Genomic DNA, 20049 nt, shown 5'->3' on the forward strand with positions numbered 1-20049 from the left:
CTATGCTTGAACATGCCAAAAATATTGTAACAAACCTTATTAAATCGGGTAAAAGCCATGGCATTCTTGGCCTGATCCAGTCGGAAAGCGGGGTGAGTCCCCATGTCTTTGAAGATGAAAAAGATGTGGACGGGCTTGTTCTTTCTCCAAAGTGGGTTCTGGCCAAAATTGCATCCTCGATTCTTGATCGACTGCCGGAGGATTATCGCCTTTCGGTAATTTGCCGGGGATGTGATGAGCGGGCACTCAACGAGCTGATCAAGAGAAACCAGGTGGATGGAACACGGTTGAACATCATCGGTCTGGCCTGTGACGAAGACCAGGCAAAGGCCTGCCTGTGCAATGCCCCTGCGCCCTCTCGTGTGGATATCGGAACCCCTGTCAAAGGGGTTGATCCCTGGGCGGATCCAGATGCCAGAGCCTTTATTGATGGAGATATTCAGGTTCGAAGAACGCTTTGGCAGAGAGAATTTGAAAAATGCATCAAGTGCTATGGCTGCCGTAATGCCTGCCCTTTGTGCAATTGTTCTGCCTGTAAACTGGCGGACAACCTCTGGGGCAGCCAGGGTCAGATACCCGCCGATCCAGTTTCTTTTCACCTGATCCGTGCGTTTCATCTTGCTGATACCTGCGTGGGCTGCGGGGCCTGCCAGGATGCCTGTCCCGTGGGTATCCCTCTGACACTGCTGCAATTGCCCATGCGCAGGGCCCTTGACGAGGATTACGGGTATTGTGCCGGTTCAGACAAGGTGCAGCGATCCCCTTTATTTTCCAACCTGACCCAGGGGCGGCCTGTTGGTTCAACCCTGCCAGCCTGGACAGATTCACTGGATACAGACCATGAAGATTGATTATATAAAAACCATTTGCCCCTATTGCGGCTGCGGCTGCGGCCTTATCCTTGAGGTGGCGGATGGAATTATCGTAAATACACGTCAGGACATGGATCATCCTGTTTCCAAGGGTCATCTTTGTATGAAAGGCTGGAACGCCCATGAATTTGTTCACCATCCAAAACGGCTTACCTCACCGCTTTTAAAGATAAACAACCAGTTTCAAAAAATTTCCTGGGATGAGGCCATAACCCTTGCCATGGAAAAATTTAAAGCGGCAGCTGATACCCATGGTCCAGATGCTGTGGCAGGATTGAGTTCGGCAAGGTGCAGTAATGAAGAAAATTATCTTTTCCAAAAATTAATCAGGGCGGGATTCCATACCAATAATGTCGACCATTGTGCCCGGCTCTGCCACGGGCCCACGGCCGCGGCCATGACCCGGGCACTTGGAAGCGGTGCCATGACCAATTCCATTGATGATTTTGCAGGGGCGGACTGCATCATCATGTTTGGCTCAAATGCAGCCGAAACCCATCCCATCATCATGGGGCAGATTTATGAAGCCTGTGCAAAGGGTGCAACGCTCATCGTGGTCGACCCCAGGACCACGGAGCCTGCAAAAAATGCCAAGTTTCATCTGCCTGTAAATTTTGGTGCAGATATTCCCCTGATCAATGGAATGATGCGTCATATTCTGGACTGCGGTCTTGAAGACCGTTCATTTGTTTCCCAGCGTACTGAAGGGTTTGAGGCCATGGAACAAGCGCTTGAATTATGGCCCATGGAACGGGCCGCCCAGATTTCGGGTATTTCGCCGGAAAAAATAGCACAGGTGGCAGAATGCTATGCAAGGGCCCAAAATGCCTCGATTGTCTTTTGTATGGGAATTACCCAGCACACCTGCGGCACGGCCAATGTTCATGCCGTGTGCAACCTGGCCATGCTCTGTGGTCAATTGGGCCGACCATTTACCGGGATCAATCCCTTGAGGGGACAGAACAATGTCCAGGGTGCCTGTGATATGGGTGCTTTGCCGGATTTCTTGCCAGGCTACCAGGGGGTGACAAGTCCTGACGTCCGGTCCAAATTTCAGGCGGCATGGGGGACTCCATTGCCTGTCACGCCAGGCTTGACCGTTACAGAAATGACTGCCGGCGCAGGAGAAACAGTACGGGCGCTTTACATCATGGCGGAAAATCCCATGATGAGTGACCCGGATATTCATTCTGTGAAAAATCGTCTGGGAAAGCTTGATTTTCTCATGGTTCAGGATATTTTTATGACCGAGACCGCCCGGTTGGCCGACCTGGTTTTACCCGGTGCCTGTTTTGCCGAAAAAACCGGAACATTTACCAGTACAGAACGCAGGGTTCAGCTTTTGAGAAAGGCGGTTTCTCCCCCTGGGGAGGCCATGGATGATTTTTCCATCCTCTGTTGCCTGGGCAAAGAGCTGGGACTTGATTTTAATTATACAGACCCGGGTCAGGTCATGGATGAGATTGCCGGTTTGACCCCCATTTACGGGGGGATAGGGTTTTCCCGGTTAGCCCCCCATGGCCTGCAATGGCCCTGCGTATCCCAGGATGATCCGGGTACCCCCTATTTGCATCATCAGACCTTTTCCCGGGGTAGGGGGCTTTTTGTGGTACCGGATTACACCCCGCCCATGGAGATACCTGATCCAGACTATCCGTTTACCCTGGTAACAGGGCGGATATTCTGCCATTACCATACCGGAACAATGACCCGCCGTTCACCGACCCTCAGCCAGGAGTCTTCAACCCCGTTTGTACAGATTCATCCACAGGATGCACAGGTGTCAGGGATAGTACAGGGTGATGGTGTCCGGGTGTCCACCCGGAGGGGCAGCATTGTTCTGTCTGCACGGCTGACCCGGGATGTCAAACCGGGTTCCTTGTTTGTGCCGTTTCATTTTGCAGAGGCCCCGGCCAATGCGCTGACCCATGAAGCACTGGATCCTGTCTCTAAGATTCCAGAGTTCAAGGCATGTGCGGCAAGGCTTGAAAGGGAAGATAAATATGATAAACAAGGTGCTTGAACAATCCAGAGCTGTTTTTTGTGTGGACTGCGGGAAATGTGTGGCTGTCTGTCCCATGGCTGAAATGTATCAGGATTTTTCCGCAGATATTTCCCCCCGGGGAATTATTCAACGGGCGCTCAGGCAGGAGAATATCCTTGAGGATGCGGGCCTGTGGTGCTGTGTTGGGTGTAATGCCGGTGCCCAGGTCTGTCCAGAAGGAGTCAATTGCAGAGAATTGATCAAAGGCCTTCGAAATGTAGCGATACAGCAAAATTTGAATGGAAAGATTCAGTCGTGCATTCGCTGTGGCGCCATGGTGACCACACTGCCTGTGTCTGATTATATTCAAAAAAAGCTGAACCGGGAGAAAATAGCGTACCTGAACCTTTGTCCGGCCTGTCGGCAGCAGGTCTATATGGAAAGAAATACCCTGGGATAATGCAGGGGGATGTTGCCTGCCCCCAAGCAATCCCTTTACCATAATGGAAGTTGGAATTTAACATGCCGGAATCTATTCAGCTGGGTATGGATGACATACGGCCTTTGCCTGGCAAGGGAAAATCCATAAAACATCCGCCAACAATTGTTTTTGATCCTTCCAGATGCACAGGATGCGGTACCTGTGAAATGGTCTGTTCAGCACGACAGGTTAATGCCATTGCACCCTCGTTTGCTGCTGTTAAAAATCTTCGTTCAGAAGAGCGGGGTAATAATTTTACCGTGCTGTGTCTCCATTGTCAGGAACCTCTGTGTATTCCCGCCTGTCCCGTCCGTGCCATTGAAAAGGGCAAAGACGGGATTGTCCGGATCAACCCTGCCCTGTGCACGGGGTGCGGTATTTGTGCCCTTGCTTGCCCCGAGGCTGCTCCAATGATCACCCCTGACGGAACCGTCAGAAAATGTGACCTGTGTGACGGGGATCCGGCCTGTGTAAAATGCTGCCCGGAAGGAGCACTTACCTTTACCCGGGGGAAACGGCTGGGCTGGATTCGATGGATTCGATGGCCGGTTCAGGTCCTGGCGTTTTTTATGCTGGTGATGGTGCTGGCCGGCACCTTCTGCTATTTCAAAGCCGGGTCTGTGTCCCTGGCATGTCCGGCAGGCTTTTTACAAAATCTTGCTTCAACAAAGATTCTGGTGCTGACCGGTCTTGTTTCAGCATCTGTTCTTCTGGTGCTGACCCTTTTTCTGGGCCGGATCTTTTGCGGGTTTATCTGCCCGTTTGGGTTTTTCCTGGATCTTGTGGGAAAGATTGTCCCAAAGTTCGGACTGCCCGGATTTTTAAAAGGACGGCTGATCAAGTACGGGATCCTGGCCGGGGCAGTGGGTACCAGTGCAGGCCTGGGTTGCCAGGCATTCTGTACGGTCTGTCCCATTGGAAGTCTTTGCCGGTCCTATGGTCCCAATGGCATTCTCAACGGATTTCAGCTGGGTGTATTTCCGGTTGTTGCCGCCCTTGAAATGGGAGAAAAAAGGTCCTGGTGCCGATATTTTTGTCCGGTGGGGGCGGTCCTGGCCCTGGCCGCAAAAATAGGGGTTGTTAAAATCGTGATTGGCGCACAGCAGTGTAAAAAATTTTCCTGCATGCAGTGTGCCGATGTCTGCCCCATGGGAATTATCGACAAAGATGCTTTAAGACAGGGGATTTCACCTGAAATTCCCATGTCCGAATGCATCATGTGCATGCGATGCATTGATGCCTGCAGATACGGGGGAGCCAAAATCAGGTTCAGGTGGCAGAAAACTGCTCCCCTGGGAGGGAAAATATGAATCTTCCAGGCAGATCTGCAAACAGGGTTATCGCTGTCGTGGACCTTGAAAAATCATCCATGATACAGACATTGCCAACAGCAGAAATGGTCGAATCCATTGGTGGGGCAGCGGTGAATACCCTCTTACTGGAAAAATACAGTCAGCAGGTGCCCCTGGTTCTGGGAACCGGGCCCCTTACTGGCGGGTTTGCACCGGCATCCTGTCTGATGGCCGCATCTTTTTGTTCAAGCGACAGGGGGATTTGCCATGTCCCGGTGGTCATTAACTCCGGGCCGATGTTAAAGCTTTCCGGAATAGATTTTGTTGTCTTTACAGGCCAGGCTCCCAGGCCCTGTGTGGTGGTTATTTCAAAGGATAACATCCATATTGAAACAGCAGATGATCTTGCAGGAATGAGTATCCCAGCAACGGTGAAACGATTGAAGTCCAGGGGCATAAAGGAAGTTGCCCTGGTGACCGGCCCTGATGTCCATTCTTCCAGCAGACATCATTCTGCTTCCACGTCTGTGTTCGGTGGTTTTGATCGGTGTGGGCTGGCCGGTTATATGGCATCCAAAAATATTCGGGCCATTGTTCTCAACGGTGGGGGCGAAATTGACTTTAATGACAAGGATCTTGAGACGAGTCGTGTTTTAAACGGCCAGGTTCACAAACAATTGCCCAGATCCAGGCCCATGACGGTATTGGGTAAAATTACGGGCAGCAATCCTGCCAGAAAACTGGTGAAAAAATATTTCAATCATTCCCATGCCTGTTTTCATTGCCCTGTGGGATGTATTAATTTTTTGAAATTTTCTGGCATGCAAACCCGTACAGAACAAGTTGATACCCGGGGTATTTTTATCCTTGATCATCAGGGCTTTGCTGCCCTGTCCAAAACCCGTCCAAAAGATGCCCACATCCTTATGGAAAAAGCCTTGGCCATGGGTCTGGATCCATTGGCTTTAGCCGGGGAGATGGATGAGCGAACAGGGTTTGAACAGGCCCTGGCACAAATGGAAAACAAGGCTGAACCTGGAATTGAAAAAAAGGCAACGTCACAATTGCCTCCTGGTATATCCATTGAAGCTTACCACCGTTTTGGCGGTGCACTGCCGCAAATTATTCCTCCAAACACAAAGAAATCTTTCAGTACCTGGGAGGAGCAAGTGGCCTTTGCCATGATTGTTGGCGTCTGCCCCATTCCACAACTGCTTTTTCCGGCCATGTCATCTTCTGCATTCATGCCCTTTATCACCCGGGATCAAGACCAGGTTAAACTCTTTTACCGCTGTCTTGAAAAAAGTATTGAAAAAGTTCTCCGCTGCATTCCCGGTCAGGACGACCGGGAATGCTTTAACAATAAGCGGGTGGTTATTTGATGACCGCAGCACCGGCCATGGCCACACTTTCATCCTCGTCCACACTGCCGCCGCTGACGCCGATAGCGCCGATAATTACATTGTTTCCATCCACCAGCAGTACACCGCCTGCAAAGAGGATTAAACCGTTATTGCTGACTTCAATCCCGTATAGAGACTTACCCACCTGTGAAGCGGCCCCCAGGGCACGGGTTGACATATTGAAATAACGGGCCGTCACTGCTTTTTTGATGGAGATGTCGATACTGCCAATGAAGGCATCTTCCTGGCGATAAAAAGCCTTAAGATTGCCACCGGCATCGACAATGGCAATATTCATTGGTACCTTAATTTCTTCGGCTTTCTTGACTGCTGCCGTTAAAATCTTTTGTGCCTGGGCAAGGGTGATATCCCCTGGCAAAGTTTTAACAGGACCATCTGCAAGGGCGGGAATGATAGAAATCAAAAGGATAGAGAGACCAAAAATTGTAGACAATAACCATTTTTTCATACCTTACTCCTTTAATTATTAGTTATGATTGCACTCTGTTCTGGCCTGCCGTTTGGAAATCGTGCCCGTTGATTCAGGTGGATTTTTAATTAAACCGGGTGCGCATCCAATTTGGATTCCGGTACAGACGAATCAATACCTATCAGGATAGAAGGATCAGGTAAAAAATCAACCTTTTTTCTTTAAAAAGCCTGGAAAAATACAGGCCCATACATAGAGATATTACCAACTCATTGGGTTCCCAAGAACGAATAGCACAATGGGAAAATTTGATCATGGGCCTTAAGGAATAATCATGATCGAAACATACCCAGGGACTGTGTCAAGGGACTGACCCCTGGGCACCAACCGGAATAGGCTTTCCCCGGCCCGATTGATATGAGATGATACCCCCTATGGATGGATACAGGGGCTACATACTCACACGGGAACACCTGGACAACCGGGGCCGGCAACTGCTGCGCTACACCGGAGCCGGAGACCAGGGTCCCTTTGAAATCATCATCACCCGGGACCGGCCCCTTTTTTTCATTGAACACAATGCCGAACTGCCCGGCCATATCCCCCTTGACCAGCGGCGGCCGGTGGACCTTGCCGCCTTTGACGGGACATCAGTGGATGTCCTTTATTTTAAAACCCAATCCCAGTTATACAGGGCTCGAAAGCTATTGCAGGATCTGGGGGTCACAACCTTTGAGGCAGACATCCTTCCTGAAGATCGCTATCTCATGGAACGGTTTATCCATGGAAGCGTTGAAATCATGGGGACCTGGCGTTCCAGGGCCGGCCTGGTGACATTTACAGATCCGACCCTTAGCCCGGTTGACTGGCAGCCCCGGTTTTCAGTGATGTCCCTGGATATTGAAACCGGCCAGGCAGGACAGCTCTATTCCATTGCCTGCCATTTTAAAGATCCCAAAAGAGAACTTGAACACCCCGGCACCGGCACCATGGGCATTGTTCTGATGAACGACAGCTCCGCCCCCCACCTTGACTTGACCGATACAAACCTGCCCATGGACATGGGACTTTTCCGGGAGAATGTCGAGCCCTTGACCGATACCGGTTGGATGATCCGCCTGCCCGGTGAAAAAGAGATCCTCAACGCCTTTCTGAAAATCATGAACACCCTGGATCCGGATATCCTCATCGGCTGGCACGTTATCGGGTTTGACCTGATGTTCCTTGAAAAAAAATACCGGGAACACGCAATAAAATTTACCCTGGGCCGGAACCAGCTTGTGCCGGAGATCCGGGAGATCCGGAAAGGCACCTATACCACGGATATCTGCGGACGCATCGTCATTGACGGCCCCCCATCCCTCCGGGCCGCCTTTTATTCGTTTGATAATTTTCGCCTGGAAACCGTGGCCTCTGAAATCCTGCGAAAAGGCAAGGACATCGGTGACGATCAGGACAAGGTCCCGGAGATCGAAAGACGGTTCAGGCAGGATAAAACAGGTCTTGCCCGGTACAATCTGCTGGACTGCACCCTGGTCTGGGAGATTTTTAAAAAAATCGGCCTCATTGACCTGATCCTGAAACGGGCCCAGCTTTCAGGCCTTGCCATGGACCAGGTGGGCCGGTCTGTGGCCGCCTTTGATCATTTCATGCTGCCCAAAATCCACCGCAACGGCCTGGTGGCCCCCAATGTAAAGGATATCAAGGATATCGGCAATGCCCCGGGGGGCTGGGTTTTTACCAAATTACCGGGTTTTTTTGAGCAGATCGCGGTGTTTGATTTTAAAAGCCTGTACCCTTCGATTATTCGAACCTTTAAGATTGATCCGTTGTCCCGGTTAAATGCCCATGTCCATCCCCTGACCACCCCGGTAAACACCACTTTTTCCCGGGATGTCCATGTGCTTCCCGAATTCATCACCACCCTCATGGAAAACCGGGACAGGGCCAAAAAAGCAAGGGATCCCCATCTGTCCCAGGCTGTTAAGATTCTGATGAACAGCTTCTACGGGGTCATGGGAACCACCCGGAGCCGGTTTTACAATCCGGATTTATCCCGATCCATTACCGGGTCCGGGCGGTGGCTGCTGAAAAGGACCCGGGACTTTCTGGAACAAAAAGGCTACTCGGTTCTCTACGGAGACACAGATTCCGTGTTCGTTCAATTAAAGGCGAATGAATTTAAAGACGGCAGACAGGCCGGCGAAAAGCTTGCCCGGCAGATGAACGACTATCTGACCCGGACCCTGAAATCCGAATTTAACCTTGAATCCCATCTGGAAATTGAATTTGAAAAGCTGTTTGCCCGTTTTTTTCTTCCGGCCCTGAGGGGCGGCGGGAAAAGCGCTAAAAAAAGATACGCAGGCCTTTTACAAAAAGGGGATAAACAGGAACTGGTCTTTACGGGCCTGGAGTTTGTCCGGTCCGACTGGACCCGCTTTGCCCGGCAATTCCAATATGATTTATTCCACCGGGTCTTCCAGGACCAGGAGGTAGCCGTTTGGATCCGGCAGAAGATAATGGATTTGAAAAAGCATGTCCATGACCCGGATCTGGTCTATCGAAAGCGGCTGACCAAGCCGGTCCGGGAGTATGTTAAAATGGTTCCCCCCCACGTGAAAGCGGCCCGGCTCCTCAAGGGCCGACAGGAGAATCCCAGGGAAATCGCCTATGTCATGACCCTGAGGGGGCCTGTTCCCACGGCACTGCCCCATGACGACCTGGATTATAACCACTATATTGAAAAACAGCTCAAGCCCATTGCAGATGCGGTGCTCCTTTTCTTTGACCTGAGCGTTGCCGACATCATGGGGGGAAAACAGCTGAGCCTGTTCTAGGGTTTTTTACACATGGTTTGATTTTTCTGTCCCCCCTACAATGATGAATTCATATACTGGTTAAGCCTGGTCATCCAGGCATTTAACTCTTTTTTTGGTGCAAAGAGGAAAAAATTGCCGGCGCTGCGCTGGATCTCCATGATATCGATGAGGAAATCATAAACCGCATTGGCTGAGCGCTGGTCAGCCACCAGGGACTGGTTTTGTGCATCGATGAGGTCGATGATGGATTTTATGCCGCGTTCATAGGAATCGGTTACCAGGGAAAGGTTGCGTTGGGCTGCTTTGGCTGCATCCCTTGACAGCCGGATGCCAGGATAGGAGGCGCGGATCAGGTGGACCGCATTGAGAATTTGTTTTTCAATGTGGTTTGCCAGGCTGTCTCGCTGATGGTGCAGCTGTAACAGCTCTTCCCGGGACCGGTTTAGTGTGGCATTTTTTTTGCCGCCGCTGTAAAGGGGAACACTGGCCTGAACTCCGACGGTCCAGTCCGTATCATCCCTTCCAAGCAGGTAGTCGGATCCCTGCCCACTTTTATTCAATTCCGGGGACACCTTACTTAATTCAGATTCCAAAGCGATAATAGACAATAGTCGTTTCTAAAGTGCTGTTCACCCAGGAAGTCCCGGGCCGTATGCAGGCGCAGAGGCTGCAATTTTTCCCGACGATTCCATACCAGTGCCCCGGATACTTAAGAGACCCAAACCGTTTCCATTATTCCCATGGCCCTAATTGAGTACCTCAAAGCTTTAGCCCCGGTTGTCCAGGATTTTTCTGACTGTGCCTATAAATTTTGCAATACTGAAGGGCTTCATGAGAAATTCATCAATATCACTTTCATGGTAAGTTCCCTGTGATATTTTCTCGCTGAACCCGGTGCAGAGGATGACGGGGATATCTTTTTTACAGGCCTTTAAATGTCTTGCCAGAATGTCACCGGTCATCCCGGGCATGGCCATGTCCGTGACCACAAGATCAAAGGCTTCCGGGGATTCCTTAAATGCCTTAAGGGCCTGAATACTGTCTTTGTAAATCGAAACATTGAATTCCGGGGACAGAATTCCGGGGACACCTTACTTAATTCAGATTCCAAAGCGATAATAGACAATAGTCGTTTCTAAAGTGCTGTTCACCCAGGAAGTCCCGGGCCGTATGCAGGCGCAGAGGCTGCAATTTTTCCCGACGATTCCATACCAGTGCCCCGGATACTTAAGAGACCCAAACCGTTTCCATTATTCCCATGGCCCTAATTGAGTACCTCAAAGCTTTAGCCCCGGTTGTCCAGGATTTTTCTGACTGTGCCTATAAATTTTGCAATACTGAAGGGCTTCATGAGAAATTCATCAATATCACTTTCATGGTAAGTTCCCTGTGATATTTTCTCGCTGAACCCGGTGCAGAGGATGACGGGGATATCTTTTTTACAGGCCTTTAAATGTCTTGCCAGAATGTCACCGGTCATCCCGGGCATGGCCATGTCCGTGACCACAAGATCAAAGGCTTCCGGGGATTCCTTAAATGCCTTAAGGGCCTGAATACTGTCTTTGTAAATCGAAACATGGTACCCGTATTTCTGGAGAATTTTCTGACCCATCATGGCAACGCTTTCCTCATCATCAATGAAAAGAATACGTTCGGTTCCTTCAGCAACCGACGCCTCCAGGGCTTTTTTCGATTCTTCCGGAACGTCTACTGTGGGCAGAAAAACATGGAAAGTTGTGCCCTTGCCAGGCTCGGAATATACCTTGATATCTCCGTTGAGTTTTCTGACGATGCCGTAGGTGACCGAAAGGCCCAGTCCGGTACCCTTTCCCTCCTCTTTAGTTGTGAAATAGGGATCAAAGATCTGCGCCAGGGTACTGGCATCCATGCCGCAGCCCGAATCAGAAACAGTGAGACGGGCATAGCGACCCGGGACAAGTCCCTCCATGCCCGGTTCATCCTTATTAATAATTATTATCTCTTCCAGGCATACTTCAAATTTTCCGCTGTTCTTCTGGACCGCATGGAAGGCATTGGTACAAAGATTCATAAGAATCTGGTGAAGTTTGGTGGGATCGGCAAAAACCTTGGCACAGTCAGGCTGGATATTATTAAGAATTTCAATATCCCTGGGAATGGACGATCGCAGAAGCTTAAGGGCTTCGTTGATTATTATCTGGAACCGCACCACCTGGTTGTTCAATTCACCCTGGCGGCTGAAGGTGAGAATCTGCCGGGTTAAATCCTTTGCCCTGGATGCGGCCAGATGGATCTGCTGCACCATTTCATGGTTGGGGCCCTCCTTTGGAAGATCCATCAATAAAAGCTCGGAATACCCCATGATTGGAGAGAGAATATTGTTGAAATCATGGGCTATCCCCCCTGCCAGGGTACCCATGGATTCCATTTTCTGAAAATGCTGGAGTCTTACCTCAAGCCTTTCCTTTTCCGATTGGACCTGTTCTCTTATTTTTTCCTGATTTTCAAGGGCCAGGGCCATTTCGTTATAGGCATTGGTGATCAACTTGACCTCTTCAATGCTGGATACGTTGTCAAGCCGGTAGGAAAAGTCTCCAGATCTGACCCGGTCAAGGGCCATCCTTATTCTCTGGTTAACGGCATCTTCCATGGATTGTCGGGGAAAGGTTGAAAAAAAGATCCACTGGATGCCGGGAATAACTTCAAAATAGGCAATTAAATCGGTTCCCCCCTTGGTCGAAGTCAGGGGAAACTGCCCTTTCTTTTGTTCCAGTAGTTCATCCGGATTCAAACCCTTGAATTCAGGCCCCAAGTCATGAAAATGCTGTTGAAAAATGCTCCCCTTTTCCAGGTCAATGGAGGCTTCAATGGAGGGGTGGGCCACAAGACGGCCCCCCTGGTCGATTATAAAGTTGACCTGGCCCTGTAAAAGGGTGTCAAAGATAAAATCGGGGTAAAGACTTGCCATGGGAAGGTCAATGCTCCACAGTCCGATAAAATTGCCCTTAAGTTCCAGGGGAATGGACACCGACAGGATAAGCCCTTCCCCGGCATAGTCAATGGTGGGACGTGTCCATTGGATCCGGCCCCCTGGATTATTTTCCGGGGTCACGGATTGAAATGTGTGGTAGGTTGTCCAGTCAAAATCCGGGGTAATGGCTGTGATCTGGTCAATATAGGGAAATTGAATTGAGGTATTAGTAATGTCCTGGTAATAAACCCATGCGGCATGGGGCAACCTGGAACGAATTTCGTCGAGAAAAGGCCCTATATTTCTCAGGCAGTACATACGTGAACAGGCTTCCCCGTTTTGGACAAGGTCCGGATGCCAGGAGTAGGAAATTGCATTTTTGGGGGCTTTATTTTTCCGAAATGCCTTTAAGAGTGGGATACTGAGCCAGAAACCGTCTTCATCAACTGCAAATTCTTCTTCCTGGAACCAGTTTTCAATGTCTGAATCACTGACCCGGGTTTCCTGGAACAGTGCAAGGGAAAGCCTTCTCAGTTCGTTTAAGGTATCATGAAACCGCTGGATGTTGGTTTCAAGGGATGCAACGATCTGTTGAATCTGCAAATTAATGGGGTAATGTGTTAACATGGCTCCTCACAAGGGGGTTAGCAGATCCCCTTTCCTATGCTTCGGGGACGGACATCTCACAGGAATAAAATTTAACTTACAAAAACGGAGAATGCCATTTCAGGGATGCTGAATCTCTTCAGCTTTCCGACGCTTCAATAATAATATCAAATATGGTGAATCCTTTTGTGCGCTCTTGGGATAACACCTATACCCTTAAGATTAGAGAGTAACCTGCCTTTTGTCAATAACTCCTGAACACTTTCGAGCCCCCCGACGTTTACCATTCCGGTCAGGGGAACCCAAGGGGGATGGTACTATCGCCTGCCCGGTATCATCGTGTTTTATCGTTTGTTGAGACCCCATCCATACCCTGCTCCGGCCATGCCGGTTATCCGGACATCCACACGCCATAGCGCAGCCGCCAGACAATGGCCGGCACAACGGCCAGGGCCAGAAAAACAAGCTGTGCCAGGGTGATTTTCGTTGCTGCCTGCCGGCAACGATTCAATGATCTTCGGTAAACGCCGGTGTCGTGCTTCACCAAAACAGGAAGCATGAAGATCGTAATCCCCTCCATGCCGATGATGGCCATGGCGCCATACAGGGGATAACCCACCAGGTGATGCACCGGAAGAAACAGGCACCACGGGCAATGGTGATGCAGCACTTCATAGTGATAGGCGGACAGGACATTGACCAGTACCAGGGCCGAAACCGGCAGCCACAGCCCGGTGACAAGGGCAAGCAGGGATCTTGTTCGGGGGCGGTCAATCCGTGAAACGCTTAAAGTCACGGACAGAATGAAAAGCAGAATGTTCAGCACAATAAAAGCCGTGAGCCACACATTGTCCCCCAGCCCGAAAAGAGTTGTTGCCTGTTCCACGGTTGAAAACTGATCGTAAACAACGGCACAGCAGTCCACGGGCTGGTTGGGCCGGATACCTGCAAACGCTTCATAGGTCTGTTTTAAGGTTAACACCGCCAGAACGGGAATAACGAGGAACAGGCGGGCGGAAATCTGGGTTAACGGCATCTCCGGGAGCGCTCGATTAAGCTTGTCCAGTTCATACCACAGCTTCATCAACAACAGCAAAAGACCGGTATACAGCAGCAACCGGTTGCTGCCGTCGGCAGACATTGCCTGGCACACACCGGTACCGCACATGGCGCCGGGAATATCCTCATGGAAAATATTGGCAATCCCAAACACAAGGACAACCCCGGCGAACAACCATAAGAAAAAAGCCGCCCTTCCCAGGATGGAGGCGCCTTCCGCCTGTGTTTCCAGGGTCAGCTGCCGGCGGTCTGCCACAAGGGGATGCCAGTTCAATGCCGTGTTCACCCATGTGGGGCAGGCCACTAGCAATAGAATCAGCGCCATGAGCTGTGCAGATATGACGGCCAGCAGCAGGGGATGCCAGAACATGGTGGGCCTCAGGAATCCATCTGATTCAGGACACCGTTTTCCAGCCGGTAACCCACGATCTGTTCCGGGAGCGTGTCCAGGGTTAAACCATGGGCGGCAACGATCACAACGGCATTCTGGCAGGCATGGTGGTACAGCAGGTCCATCATCTGTCGGCTGCTCTCTTCATCCAGATGGGCAAAGGGTTCGTCGGCAAATATAAAGTCCGGGTGGTTGACAATGGCCCTTGCCATGGATGTTTTCTGGCGTTCCCCCCCTGAAAGGGAGCTGGCTAAACTTGTGGCATGGTTCAGGATGCCCACCTTTTCAAGGGCTTCCATGCTCTGGCTGCGGCATGTGGACAGGGTGCGACCCAGGGGAATCAACGGCAGCATGACATTTTCCAGCACGGTCAGGTCATGGAGAAGATGATCGTGCTGGAACACAATGCCCGCCTGGCGCCGCCATCGGTCCCTGTGGGGGCCGGTCCACCGGGAAATTGCCTGGTCGTTTACGATCACCTCACCGGATGTCGGACGGCTGAGCCCTGAAAGGGTGCTGAGCAGGGTGGTTTTGCCGGCACCCACCGGGCCGGTGATGATGTTTATTCGTCCCGCCTGGAAATTGCCATTGAGTTTGTCCAGGATTGTGCGGTTTTTCCCGTTGCCCATGGGGAAGGAAACGCACAAATCCCGGCAGGTAATTGTGGCATTCATCGGCTGCCTGCATCGTTGATCATATCATGGACATCGGCGGTGGCGCCCTTTAATGCCGGCAAAAAAGCAGACACAATCACCGGTACCAGCATCAGGGCGGTCACTTCCAGCACAACGGTGGCAGCTCCGGTGGGTTCCAGGTAAAGGGAGGGAGGCAGGGTGGTCCAGCCAAGGAAAAAATCCGCCAGCAATCCTGCGCCGGGCCCGTAAACCAGAACAAAGGCCAGACAGATGCCGGCAGCGGCCGAAGGCAGGCAGACAAATAATTCCCGATACATTTGAAACCAGACAATGTCGCCGGTGGTCCAGCCCATTGCCTTCATAATGCCAAGGTCCGATTGCCGGCCCATTGATTTCCGGGTGTTTACCGCAACCAGAAGGCACAGGGCCAGCACCGCAGGAATCACGGCGATGGCCACCAGGGTTCTGAGGCGATTCAAACGGCCGGCACTAAGCCCCTGGCTCTGGAGCCTTGTGACACATGCCACGGGCCAGGCAAAGGCAGCGGTCAGGTCTGACAATATGGCACCCTGCTCACTCTCATGGAAAACGTCAATGGCCAGATCACAGGCATAACCCCGGTCAAGACCGATGAGCTGCCCGGCATCTTCGGGATTCATCAGTACCAGGTCGTGGGTAAACAGGCTGGTTCCTTGAGGCAGCCGGTCAATGATCTGGTATTGTCGGCTGATTTTCCCTTCCAGTTGAAGGGTGTCGGCAGATTGACCGGCCAAAACCCCGAACCCGATGATCACCTCACCCGGGCCCGGCAACCGGGTCACCTGGCCGGCAAGGGCTTCGGGCAGTCGGTCATCTAATATGCCCACCATGGTCAACGGTCCCTGGGGGCCGCTGACCAGGCCCCATATTCTAGGCCTGACAGAAACAACCCCGATAACATTTTCTGCAGCCTGTACCGACGACTGAACCGGCAGGGGACAAAAGCCTGTGGGATCAAGGCGTCTCAGGACAATGGAAGGCGTGGACGTTAACAGGGTGTTCAGGGTATCGTGCAGGGCCCGGGGAAACAGCAGCAGGGTTCCCAGGATTGCAACCGTCAATGTCAAGGTGATGCCAAGGAGAAGGGATTCAAAGGGCCGCCGCAAAAGATCCCTGAAGGCCCAGATCTGCATGGTATTAAACATCAGTCCTTTGATGGCATTCCTCCCCTTGCCGGGTTGAGGCTGCCGACCACCATGTTTTCCAGGGACGCGTCCATCAATGGCAGGTAGGGGCTCTGACGCCGGTCGATGATCACACCGGCATAACCGTTGTTTCGTAATACATGTCCTGATGGAACAACGGCAGGGGTCTGGAGGGTTAAAGATTTGATCCACATATGGGTTTTCTGCCGACAATGGCCATGGATATCGAGACTGAGTATGGCAATAACAGCCATGGCCATGACGCTTACCAGGGCTATCACCACAAGGCCCTGTCCGGCTGTGTCCAATCGATCCCTGGATGCACGCTTCATTTATTCAGCCATTTTCCTGCCGGTCATTTCATACCATTTGGCATCATTGAGATCCTCTAACAGCACCTGGGTTTTACCGCCATGGCGTTTTTTAAACACCTTGAGGTGACGTTCATCCAGAACGGGCACAAGGGCGGGTCCCATGGGGCCAATGACATCCGACCCATATACAAAGATCGTGTCACGGGCGTCCATCTGCCGGCCGGAAAAGTATTCCCTGACAATGGGTCGTTCAAGCATATCCCCTGGCGTTCCCAGGTATATTTCAGGGTGCATCCAGGACCGAATCATGCAGCCGACACTGCAGAAATAATAAGTGTCCGTGTTTTTCAACTGGATGGCACAATTAAATTTCGGGTACTGGATCGAATTCATTCCACAAACCGGGCAATGGTCCCCGTGGCTTACCTGCATCTGCCTGTTTTCGTCCAGGGGCTTGAGGCCGGCTTTGGGATGTTTTCCGTCGGAAGCCGCAGCCACCCCCACCCACAGCAGCACCAGGACAACTGCAAATAAAATTGCCCTGGTACCCTTTGCTCGTTTAGTAAAATGCTTTAACAAATTTTCTCCTTTTTTTCGGGTGCAGGATCATCTCGAACCCTGCTCGCTTTTGGGCAGAGGCTTCCTTGTGTTGACGCAATACCCCACAGTCTGTACTATACGCCCAGGCCATAATCAACCCAATTAATTGGAACCCCTTGTCTATGGAAACATCCTCCCTGTTGTCCTTATTTCTTCTGGGCCTGTCCGGAACCGGCCATTGCCTTGGCATGTGTGGTCCCCTTGTACTTGCCTTTCCCGGAAAGTCCGGAAAATTTGATTCCCATCTATGTTACCACGCCGGCCGGATTTTCACCTACACGGTCATTGGTGTCCTCATGGGAAGTCTTGGCCTGGCACTGGCAAAGCTTGTCTCGGTTACAGGACTTGACTACCTGGCAACCCTGGCCCGCATCCAATTGGTCTTTTCTTTGCTGGCAGGCATTTTTCTGGCGATCTTTGGCCTTGGCCAGCTGGGCATCCTGGGTCAGTCTGAATGGCTGATCATATCAAATCCCCAGATCATACCCGGTTACCGCTTTATTGTACGTTCGGCCTTTAAACGATCCGACCGCTGGTTAATGGTGGTTACCGGGATGTTCATGGGCTTCATACCCTGCGGCCTTTCCTTTGCAGCCTTTTCAAGGGCATTGGCTGCCAGCCGGCCAATGGAGGGCGGCGCGTTTCTTTTTGCCTTTGGCCTGGGCACACTTCCGGGTCTGCTGCTGCTGGGTACGGGGGCCTCGGTCATGGCCCGCCGCTATCGTCGGCACTTTGATCTTCTTTCGGGCATGCTCATGATCGGCATGGCCGCATCCCTCATCCTGGACGGGGTTGCAGCCCTATTTTAATCATTCCGCTATTTTGATGACCTCAAGGGGATACCGCCACCCCGGGACAATCTTTTCAATGGTGACCTCACCATAGCCTGCAACCATGCCGCCGTTTTCAGCCGCAAATTGTGTTGCTTCGCCCATTGAGTTAAAGGGAAACGCCTCATACCCCATGGGGCCGAAGATCTTTGAAGATCCGATCACATAAAATGCGGTCCGCCCACTGGTCCATATGCCGGAATTGCGATCCACCACCCAGATCAGGAAGGGTTCCACAGGCTTTTCTAAATACAGGGACTGATTGCCCAGAAAGGCGAACAGACACTGGGTCGAGCAGAAGTGAAAGGTTTTTCCGTTCTTTAATTGCAGTTGGGATTTACCATGGGGATAGCGGGCCGGAAACATATTGCAGACCGGGCATCGGTCGGTTGGGGAGGGTTCAACGATTTTACCCTTTTTAATCTGCCGTTCCTTGACCATCTTGTTCTCTTTTAGAACGCTGGATTTGGCCGCTGCAAGGGCGTTTGGAAAATCAAGGACCTCACCGCCGCATTGTTTGGCAAATTCGACCGCTTTGGCCTTATCGTCAAACACGATTTTTGATACCGGGCTCATGGTGCCTGCTGCGGTCGACCCCATGACGATAAACGCCTCGCCTGCCGGTATCATCTTGCCGGGTTCGTGGTAGACCGAGAGCATAACATCAGTAGGACTTTCACCTGTTTTAATAATCCAGTCGGCCAGGCAATGGAACGAACAGACCTGATCCACCCCCTGGTAAGGTTTAAACGTAATCCAGGTTCGCGCCCACATTGGCCGGACCATGCCGCAAATCGGGCATTGCCCCTGGAATTCATTTTGCGGCGGCATCAAAGGATGGAGCACCTTGCAGTCCATTGCATTCACACCAGGGAGAAATACGGCCAGGGACAGGGGAGTTAATGAGATGGTTTTTAAAAACTGGCGGCGTTTGATCGGTTTCATTTCATATCCTTATCAAAAATTATATGGGGTCAGGCTTGGCTTATTGGCATTGTTGTTGGGAGTTCTGGCCTTGAATAGATCGTGGTCAATAACGCCAATAAGCCAAGCCTGACCCCATCCGTTACAGCAGAGGCCCCCGGCGGGCGATGGGATCGGCCCATTGGAACCCAAAGGCGATCAGCCCTTTTGCCCTGGCGGGCGTTAAGAAGCGCAGGCTGTTTGAGGACTTTAGCCCGCAGTTCCTGCGCTTTAGACCGGCAGGGCAAAAGGGCCGCCGACGGTCCCGGGCCGGTCCCATCGCCCGTCGGGGGCGGGATTATACCATTTTCATTATTCATTATTCGTTGTGCCAACAGCCCGTCATGGCCGCTATACAACATCAGCCAGGGCTTCCTCCAGGTCCTCAAACAGGAACGCATACCCTGCATCCTGGATTTTCCGGGGCAGGATCTTTTTCCCGGCCAGCAGCAGTTCTTCGCCCATCTGCCCCATCAACAGCTTGATGGCTGCCGCCGGCATTGGGAAAATAGTCGGCCGGTTCAGCACCCGGCCCAATGCCTTTGTGAACTGCTGGTTGGTTACAGGGCCGGGGGCGGTGCCGTTAACCGGGCCCTGAATGCCGTCGTGTTCAATACAATAGAGAATAATGCCGATCAAATCACGGATATGAATCCAGGACATCCATTGGGTCCCCGAGCCCATGCGTCCCCCGGCGCCCAGTTTAAACGGGGTTAACATCTTGGCCAAGGCCCCGCCGTTTCCAAGGACAACACCCGTCCGCAATAAACAGGTCCGAATGCCCATCGGCTCTGCCTTGAGCGCAATGGCTTCCCATTGTCGGCAGATCTGGCTGGAAAAGCTGTCGTCACCGGCCCCTGTTTCGTCAATGGGATCGTTGGTTCTGCCCGTCCCATAATACCCAATGGCTGAGCCGCTGATGAACACGTGGGGTTTTGTCTCTATCCTGGCAAAGTAGTCGATCAGGGCCTGGGTGGTGTCCAGGCGGCTGCTGAGGATGCGTTGTTTCTGTTGATCGGTCCACCGTTTATTTACAATGGGTTCACCGGCCAGGTTGATCACGGCATCAAAAACCATATCCAGGTTGGCCAGGGAATCAATCCCCTGGACGGGCGGTTTTATTCGTTCAGGGTGCCGGCTCACCACCACCAGGTGATGCTGATCTTCCACCAGCCGGGAACAAAGGGCTGAGCCGATAAATCCGGTGCCGCCGGTAATGAGTATGTTCATTTTTTT

At 51.7% G+C, this 20049-nt stretch carries 18 protein-coding genes; 7 read left to right on the forward strand and 11 right to left on the reverse strand.

All coding sequences use genetic code 11. The annotated features are described in order from the left end of the window. The first annotated feature begins 2 nt into the window (after positions 1-2). From HRM2_RS07155 to HRM2_RS07175, 5 genes are all read left to right on the forward strand, one after another. A complete protein-coding gene (locus HRM2_RS07155; protein WP_015903332.1) occupies positions 3-851 on the forward strand; it encodes a 4Fe-4S binding protein in 849 nt (282 codons plus the stop codon). Next, positions 841-2895 (forward strand): formate dehydrogenase subunit alpha, encoded by a 2055-nt coding sequence (fdhF, locus tag HRM2_RS07160; protein ID WP_041273112.1) that lies wholly within the window; start codon positions 841-843, stop codon positions 2893-2895. The genes HRM2_RS07155 and fdhF overlap by 11 nt, the downstream gene beginning before the upstream one ends. After that, positions 2876-3316, forward strand: coding sequence for a 4Fe-4S dicluster domain-containing protein (locus HRM2_RS07165; RefSeq protein WP_015903334.1), 441 nt, complete (start codon positions 2876-2878; stop codon positions 3314-3316). Before fdhF ends, HRM2_RS07165 begins: the two co-directional genes overlap by 20 nt. 62 nt (positions 3317-3378) lie before the next feature. After that, a complete protein-coding gene (locus HRM2_RS25020; RefSeq protein ID WP_015903335.1) occupies positions 3379-4647 on the forward strand; it encodes a 4Fe-4S dicluster domain-containing protein in 1269 nt (422 codons plus the stop codon). Beyond that, complete coding sequence (locus HRM2_RS07175; RefSeq protein ID WP_015903336.1) at positions 4644-6011, forward strand: aldehyde ferredoxin oxidoreductase N-terminal domain-containing protein; 1368 nt, start codon at positions 4644-4646, stop codon at positions 6009-6011. Before HRM2_RS25020 ends, HRM2_RS07175 begins: the two co-directional genes overlap by 4 nt. On the opposite strand, the gene HRM2_RS07180 is transcribed toward HRM2_RS07175, so the two are convergent. After that, on the reverse strand, positions 6004-6501 hold the full coding sequence (locus HRM2_RS07180; protein ID WP_015903337.1) for a GlcG/HbpS family heme-binding protein: 498 nt from the start codon (positions 6499-6501) through the stop codon (positions 6004-6006). The genes HRM2_RS07175 and HRM2_RS07180 overlap by 8 nt on opposite strands. 395 nt (positions 6502-6896) lie before the next feature. On the opposite strand from HRM2_RS07180, the gene HRM2_RS07185 reads away from it, so the two are divergent. Further along, the gene (locus tag HRM2_RS07185; protein ID WP_049770412.1) at positions 6897-9299 is read left to right on the forward strand and encodes a DNA polymerase II; all 2403 of its coding nucleotides are present in this window, start codon (positions 6897-6899) and stop codon (positions 9297-9299) included. A gap of 35 nt (positions 9300-9334) precedes the next feature. Here HRM2_RS07185 and HRM2_RS07190 read toward each other — a convergent pair whose 3' ends face one another. The 8 genes from HRM2_RS07190 to HRM2_RS07225 all read right to left on the reverse strand — a co-directional run bounded on the left by HRM2_RS07190 (position 9335) and on the right by HRM2_RS07225 (position 16999). Continuing rightward, positions 9335-9841, reverse strand: a complete 507-nt coding sequence (locus HRM2_RS07190) for a TolC family protein (RefSeq protein ID WP_015903339.1) — start codon at positions 9839-9841, stop codon at positions 9335-9337. Between the two features lie 207 nt (positions 9842-10048). Then, positions 10049-10360: a response regulator gene (locus tag HRM2_RS07195; protein ID WP_083776539.1), complete on the reverse strand. Its 312-nt coding sequence runs from the start codon at positions 10358-10360 to the stop codon at positions 10049-10051. A gap of 206 nt (positions 10361-10566) precedes the next feature. Continuing rightward, complete coding sequence (locus HRM2_RS25025; protein WP_015903341.1) at positions 10567-12858, reverse strand: ATP-binding protein; 2292 nt, start codon at positions 12856-12858, stop codon at positions 10567-10569. 370 nt (positions 12859-13228) lie between these two features. Continuing rightward, positions 13229-14266, reverse strand: coding sequence for a hypothetical protein (locus HRM2_RS07205; RefSeq protein WP_015903342.1), 1038 nt, complete (start codon positions 14264-14266; stop codon positions 13229-13231). Between the two features lie 8 nt (positions 14267-14274). Then, entirely contained in the window at positions 14275-14961 is a 687-nt protein-coding gene (locus tag HRM2_RS07210; RefSeq protein WP_015903343.1) for an ABC transporter ATP-binding protein, read from the reverse strand. Then, entirely contained in the window at positions 14958-16094 is a 1137-nt protein-coding gene (locus tag HRM2_RS07215) for an ABC transporter permease (protein WP_187149345.1), read from the reverse strand. Before HRM2_RS07215 ends, HRM2_RS07210 begins: the two co-directional genes overlap by 4 nt. Before the next feature lie 11 nt (positions 16095-16105). Beyond that, a complete protein-coding gene (locus HRM2_RS07220) occupies positions 16106-16438 on the reverse strand; it encodes a hypothetical protein (RefSeq protein ID WP_041273115.1) in 333 nt (110 codons plus the stop codon). Further along, complete coding sequence (locus HRM2_RS07225) at positions 16439-16999, reverse strand: nitrous oxide reductase accessory protein NosL (RefSeq protein ID WP_015903345.1); 561 nt, start codon at positions 16997-16999, stop codon at positions 16439-16441. It abuts the gene before it with no gap. Between the two features lie 161 nt (positions 17000-17160). On the opposite strand from HRM2_RS07225, the gene HRM2_RS07235 reads away from it, so the two are divergent. Then, entirely contained in the window at positions 17161-17829 is a 669-nt protein-coding gene (locus HRM2_RS07235) for a sulfite exporter TauE/SafE family protein (protein ID WP_232364216.1), read from the forward strand. On the opposite strand, the gene HRM2_RS25030 is transcribed toward HRM2_RS07235, so the two are convergent. Next, positions 17830-18795 (reverse strand): nitrous oxide reductase accessory protein NosL, encoded by a 966-nt coding sequence (locus tag HRM2_RS25030; RefSeq protein ID WP_015903347.1) that lies wholly within the window; start codon positions 18793-18795, stop codon positions 17830-17832. A 369-nt stretch (positions 18796-19164) separates the two neighbouring features. Next, entirely contained in the window at positions 19165-20043 is an 879-nt protein-coding gene (locus HRM2_RS07250) for a TIGR01777 family oxidoreductase (protein WP_041273119.1), read from the reverse strand. Positions 20044-20049 lie beyond the last annotated feature (6 nt).

It is taken from the genome of Desulforapulum autotrophicum HRM2, assembly GCF_000020365.1.
Lineage (GTDB): Bacteria > Desulfobacterota > Desulfobacteria > Desulfobacterales > Desulfobacteraceae > Desulforapulum > Desulforapulum autotrophicum.

What these genes read in the sequence shown, in the direction of transcription:
- HRM2_RS07175 (WP_015903336.1), top strand. Translation starts at nt 4,644, where the DNA reads ATGAATCTTCCAGGCAGATCTGCAAACAGGGTTATCGCTGTCGTGGAC.
- HRM2_RS25030 (WP_015903347.1), bottom strand. Translation starts at nt 18,795, where the DNA reads ATGAAACCGATCAAACGCCGCCAGTTTTTAAAAACCATCTCATTAACT.
- HRM2_RS07165 (WP_015903334.1), top strand. Translation starts at nt 2,876, where the DNA reads ATGATAAACAAGGTGCTTGAACAATCCAGAGCTGTTTTTTGTGTGGAC.
- HRM2_RS07205 (WP_015903342.1), bottom strand. Translation starts at nt 14,266, where the DNA reads ATGTTCTGGCATCCCCTGCTGCTGGCCGTCATATCTGCACAGCTCATG.
- HRM2_RS07180 (WP_015903337.1), bottom strand. Translation starts at nt 6,501, where the DNA reads ATGAAAAAATGGTTATTGTCTACAATTTTTGGTCTCTCTATCCTTTTG.
- HRM2_RS07220 (WP_041273115.1), bottom strand. Translation starts at nt 16,438, where the DNA reads ATGAAGCGTGCATCCAGGGATCGATTGGACACAGCCGGACAGGGCCTT.
- fdhF (WP_041273112.1), top strand. Translation starts at nt 841, where the DNA reads ATGAAGATTGATTATATAAAAACCATTTGCCCCTATTGCGGCTGCGGC.
- HRM2_RS07185 (WP_049770412.1), top strand. Translation starts at nt 6,897, where the DNA reads ATGGATGGATACAGGGGCTACATACTCACACGGGAACACCTGGACAAC.
- HRM2_RS07215 (WP_187149345.1), bottom strand. Translation starts at nt 16,094, where the DNA reads ATGCAGATCTGGGCCTTCAGGGATCTTTTGCGGCGGCCCTTTGAATCC.
- HRM2_RS25025 (WP_015903341.1), bottom strand. Translation starts at nt 12,858, where the DNA reads ATGTTAACACATTACCCCATTAATTTGCAGATTCAACAGATCGTTGCA.
- HRM2_RS25020 (WP_015903335.1), top strand. Translation starts at nt 3,379, where the DNA reads ATGCCGGAATCTATTCAGCTGGGTATGGATGACATACGGCCTTTGCCT.
- HRM2_RS07155 (WP_015903332.1), top strand. Translation starts at nt 3, where the DNA reads ATGCTTGAACATGCCAAAAATATTGTAACAAACCTTATTAAATCGGGT.
- HRM2_RS07250 (WP_041273119.1), bottom strand. Translation starts at nt 20,043, where the DNA reads ATGAACATACTCATTACCGGCGGCACCGGATTTATCGGCTCAGCCCTT.
- HRM2_RS07210 (WP_015903343.1), bottom strand. Translation starts at nt 14,961, where the DNA reads ATGAATGCCACAATTACCTGCCGGGATTTGTGCGTTTCCTTCCCCATG.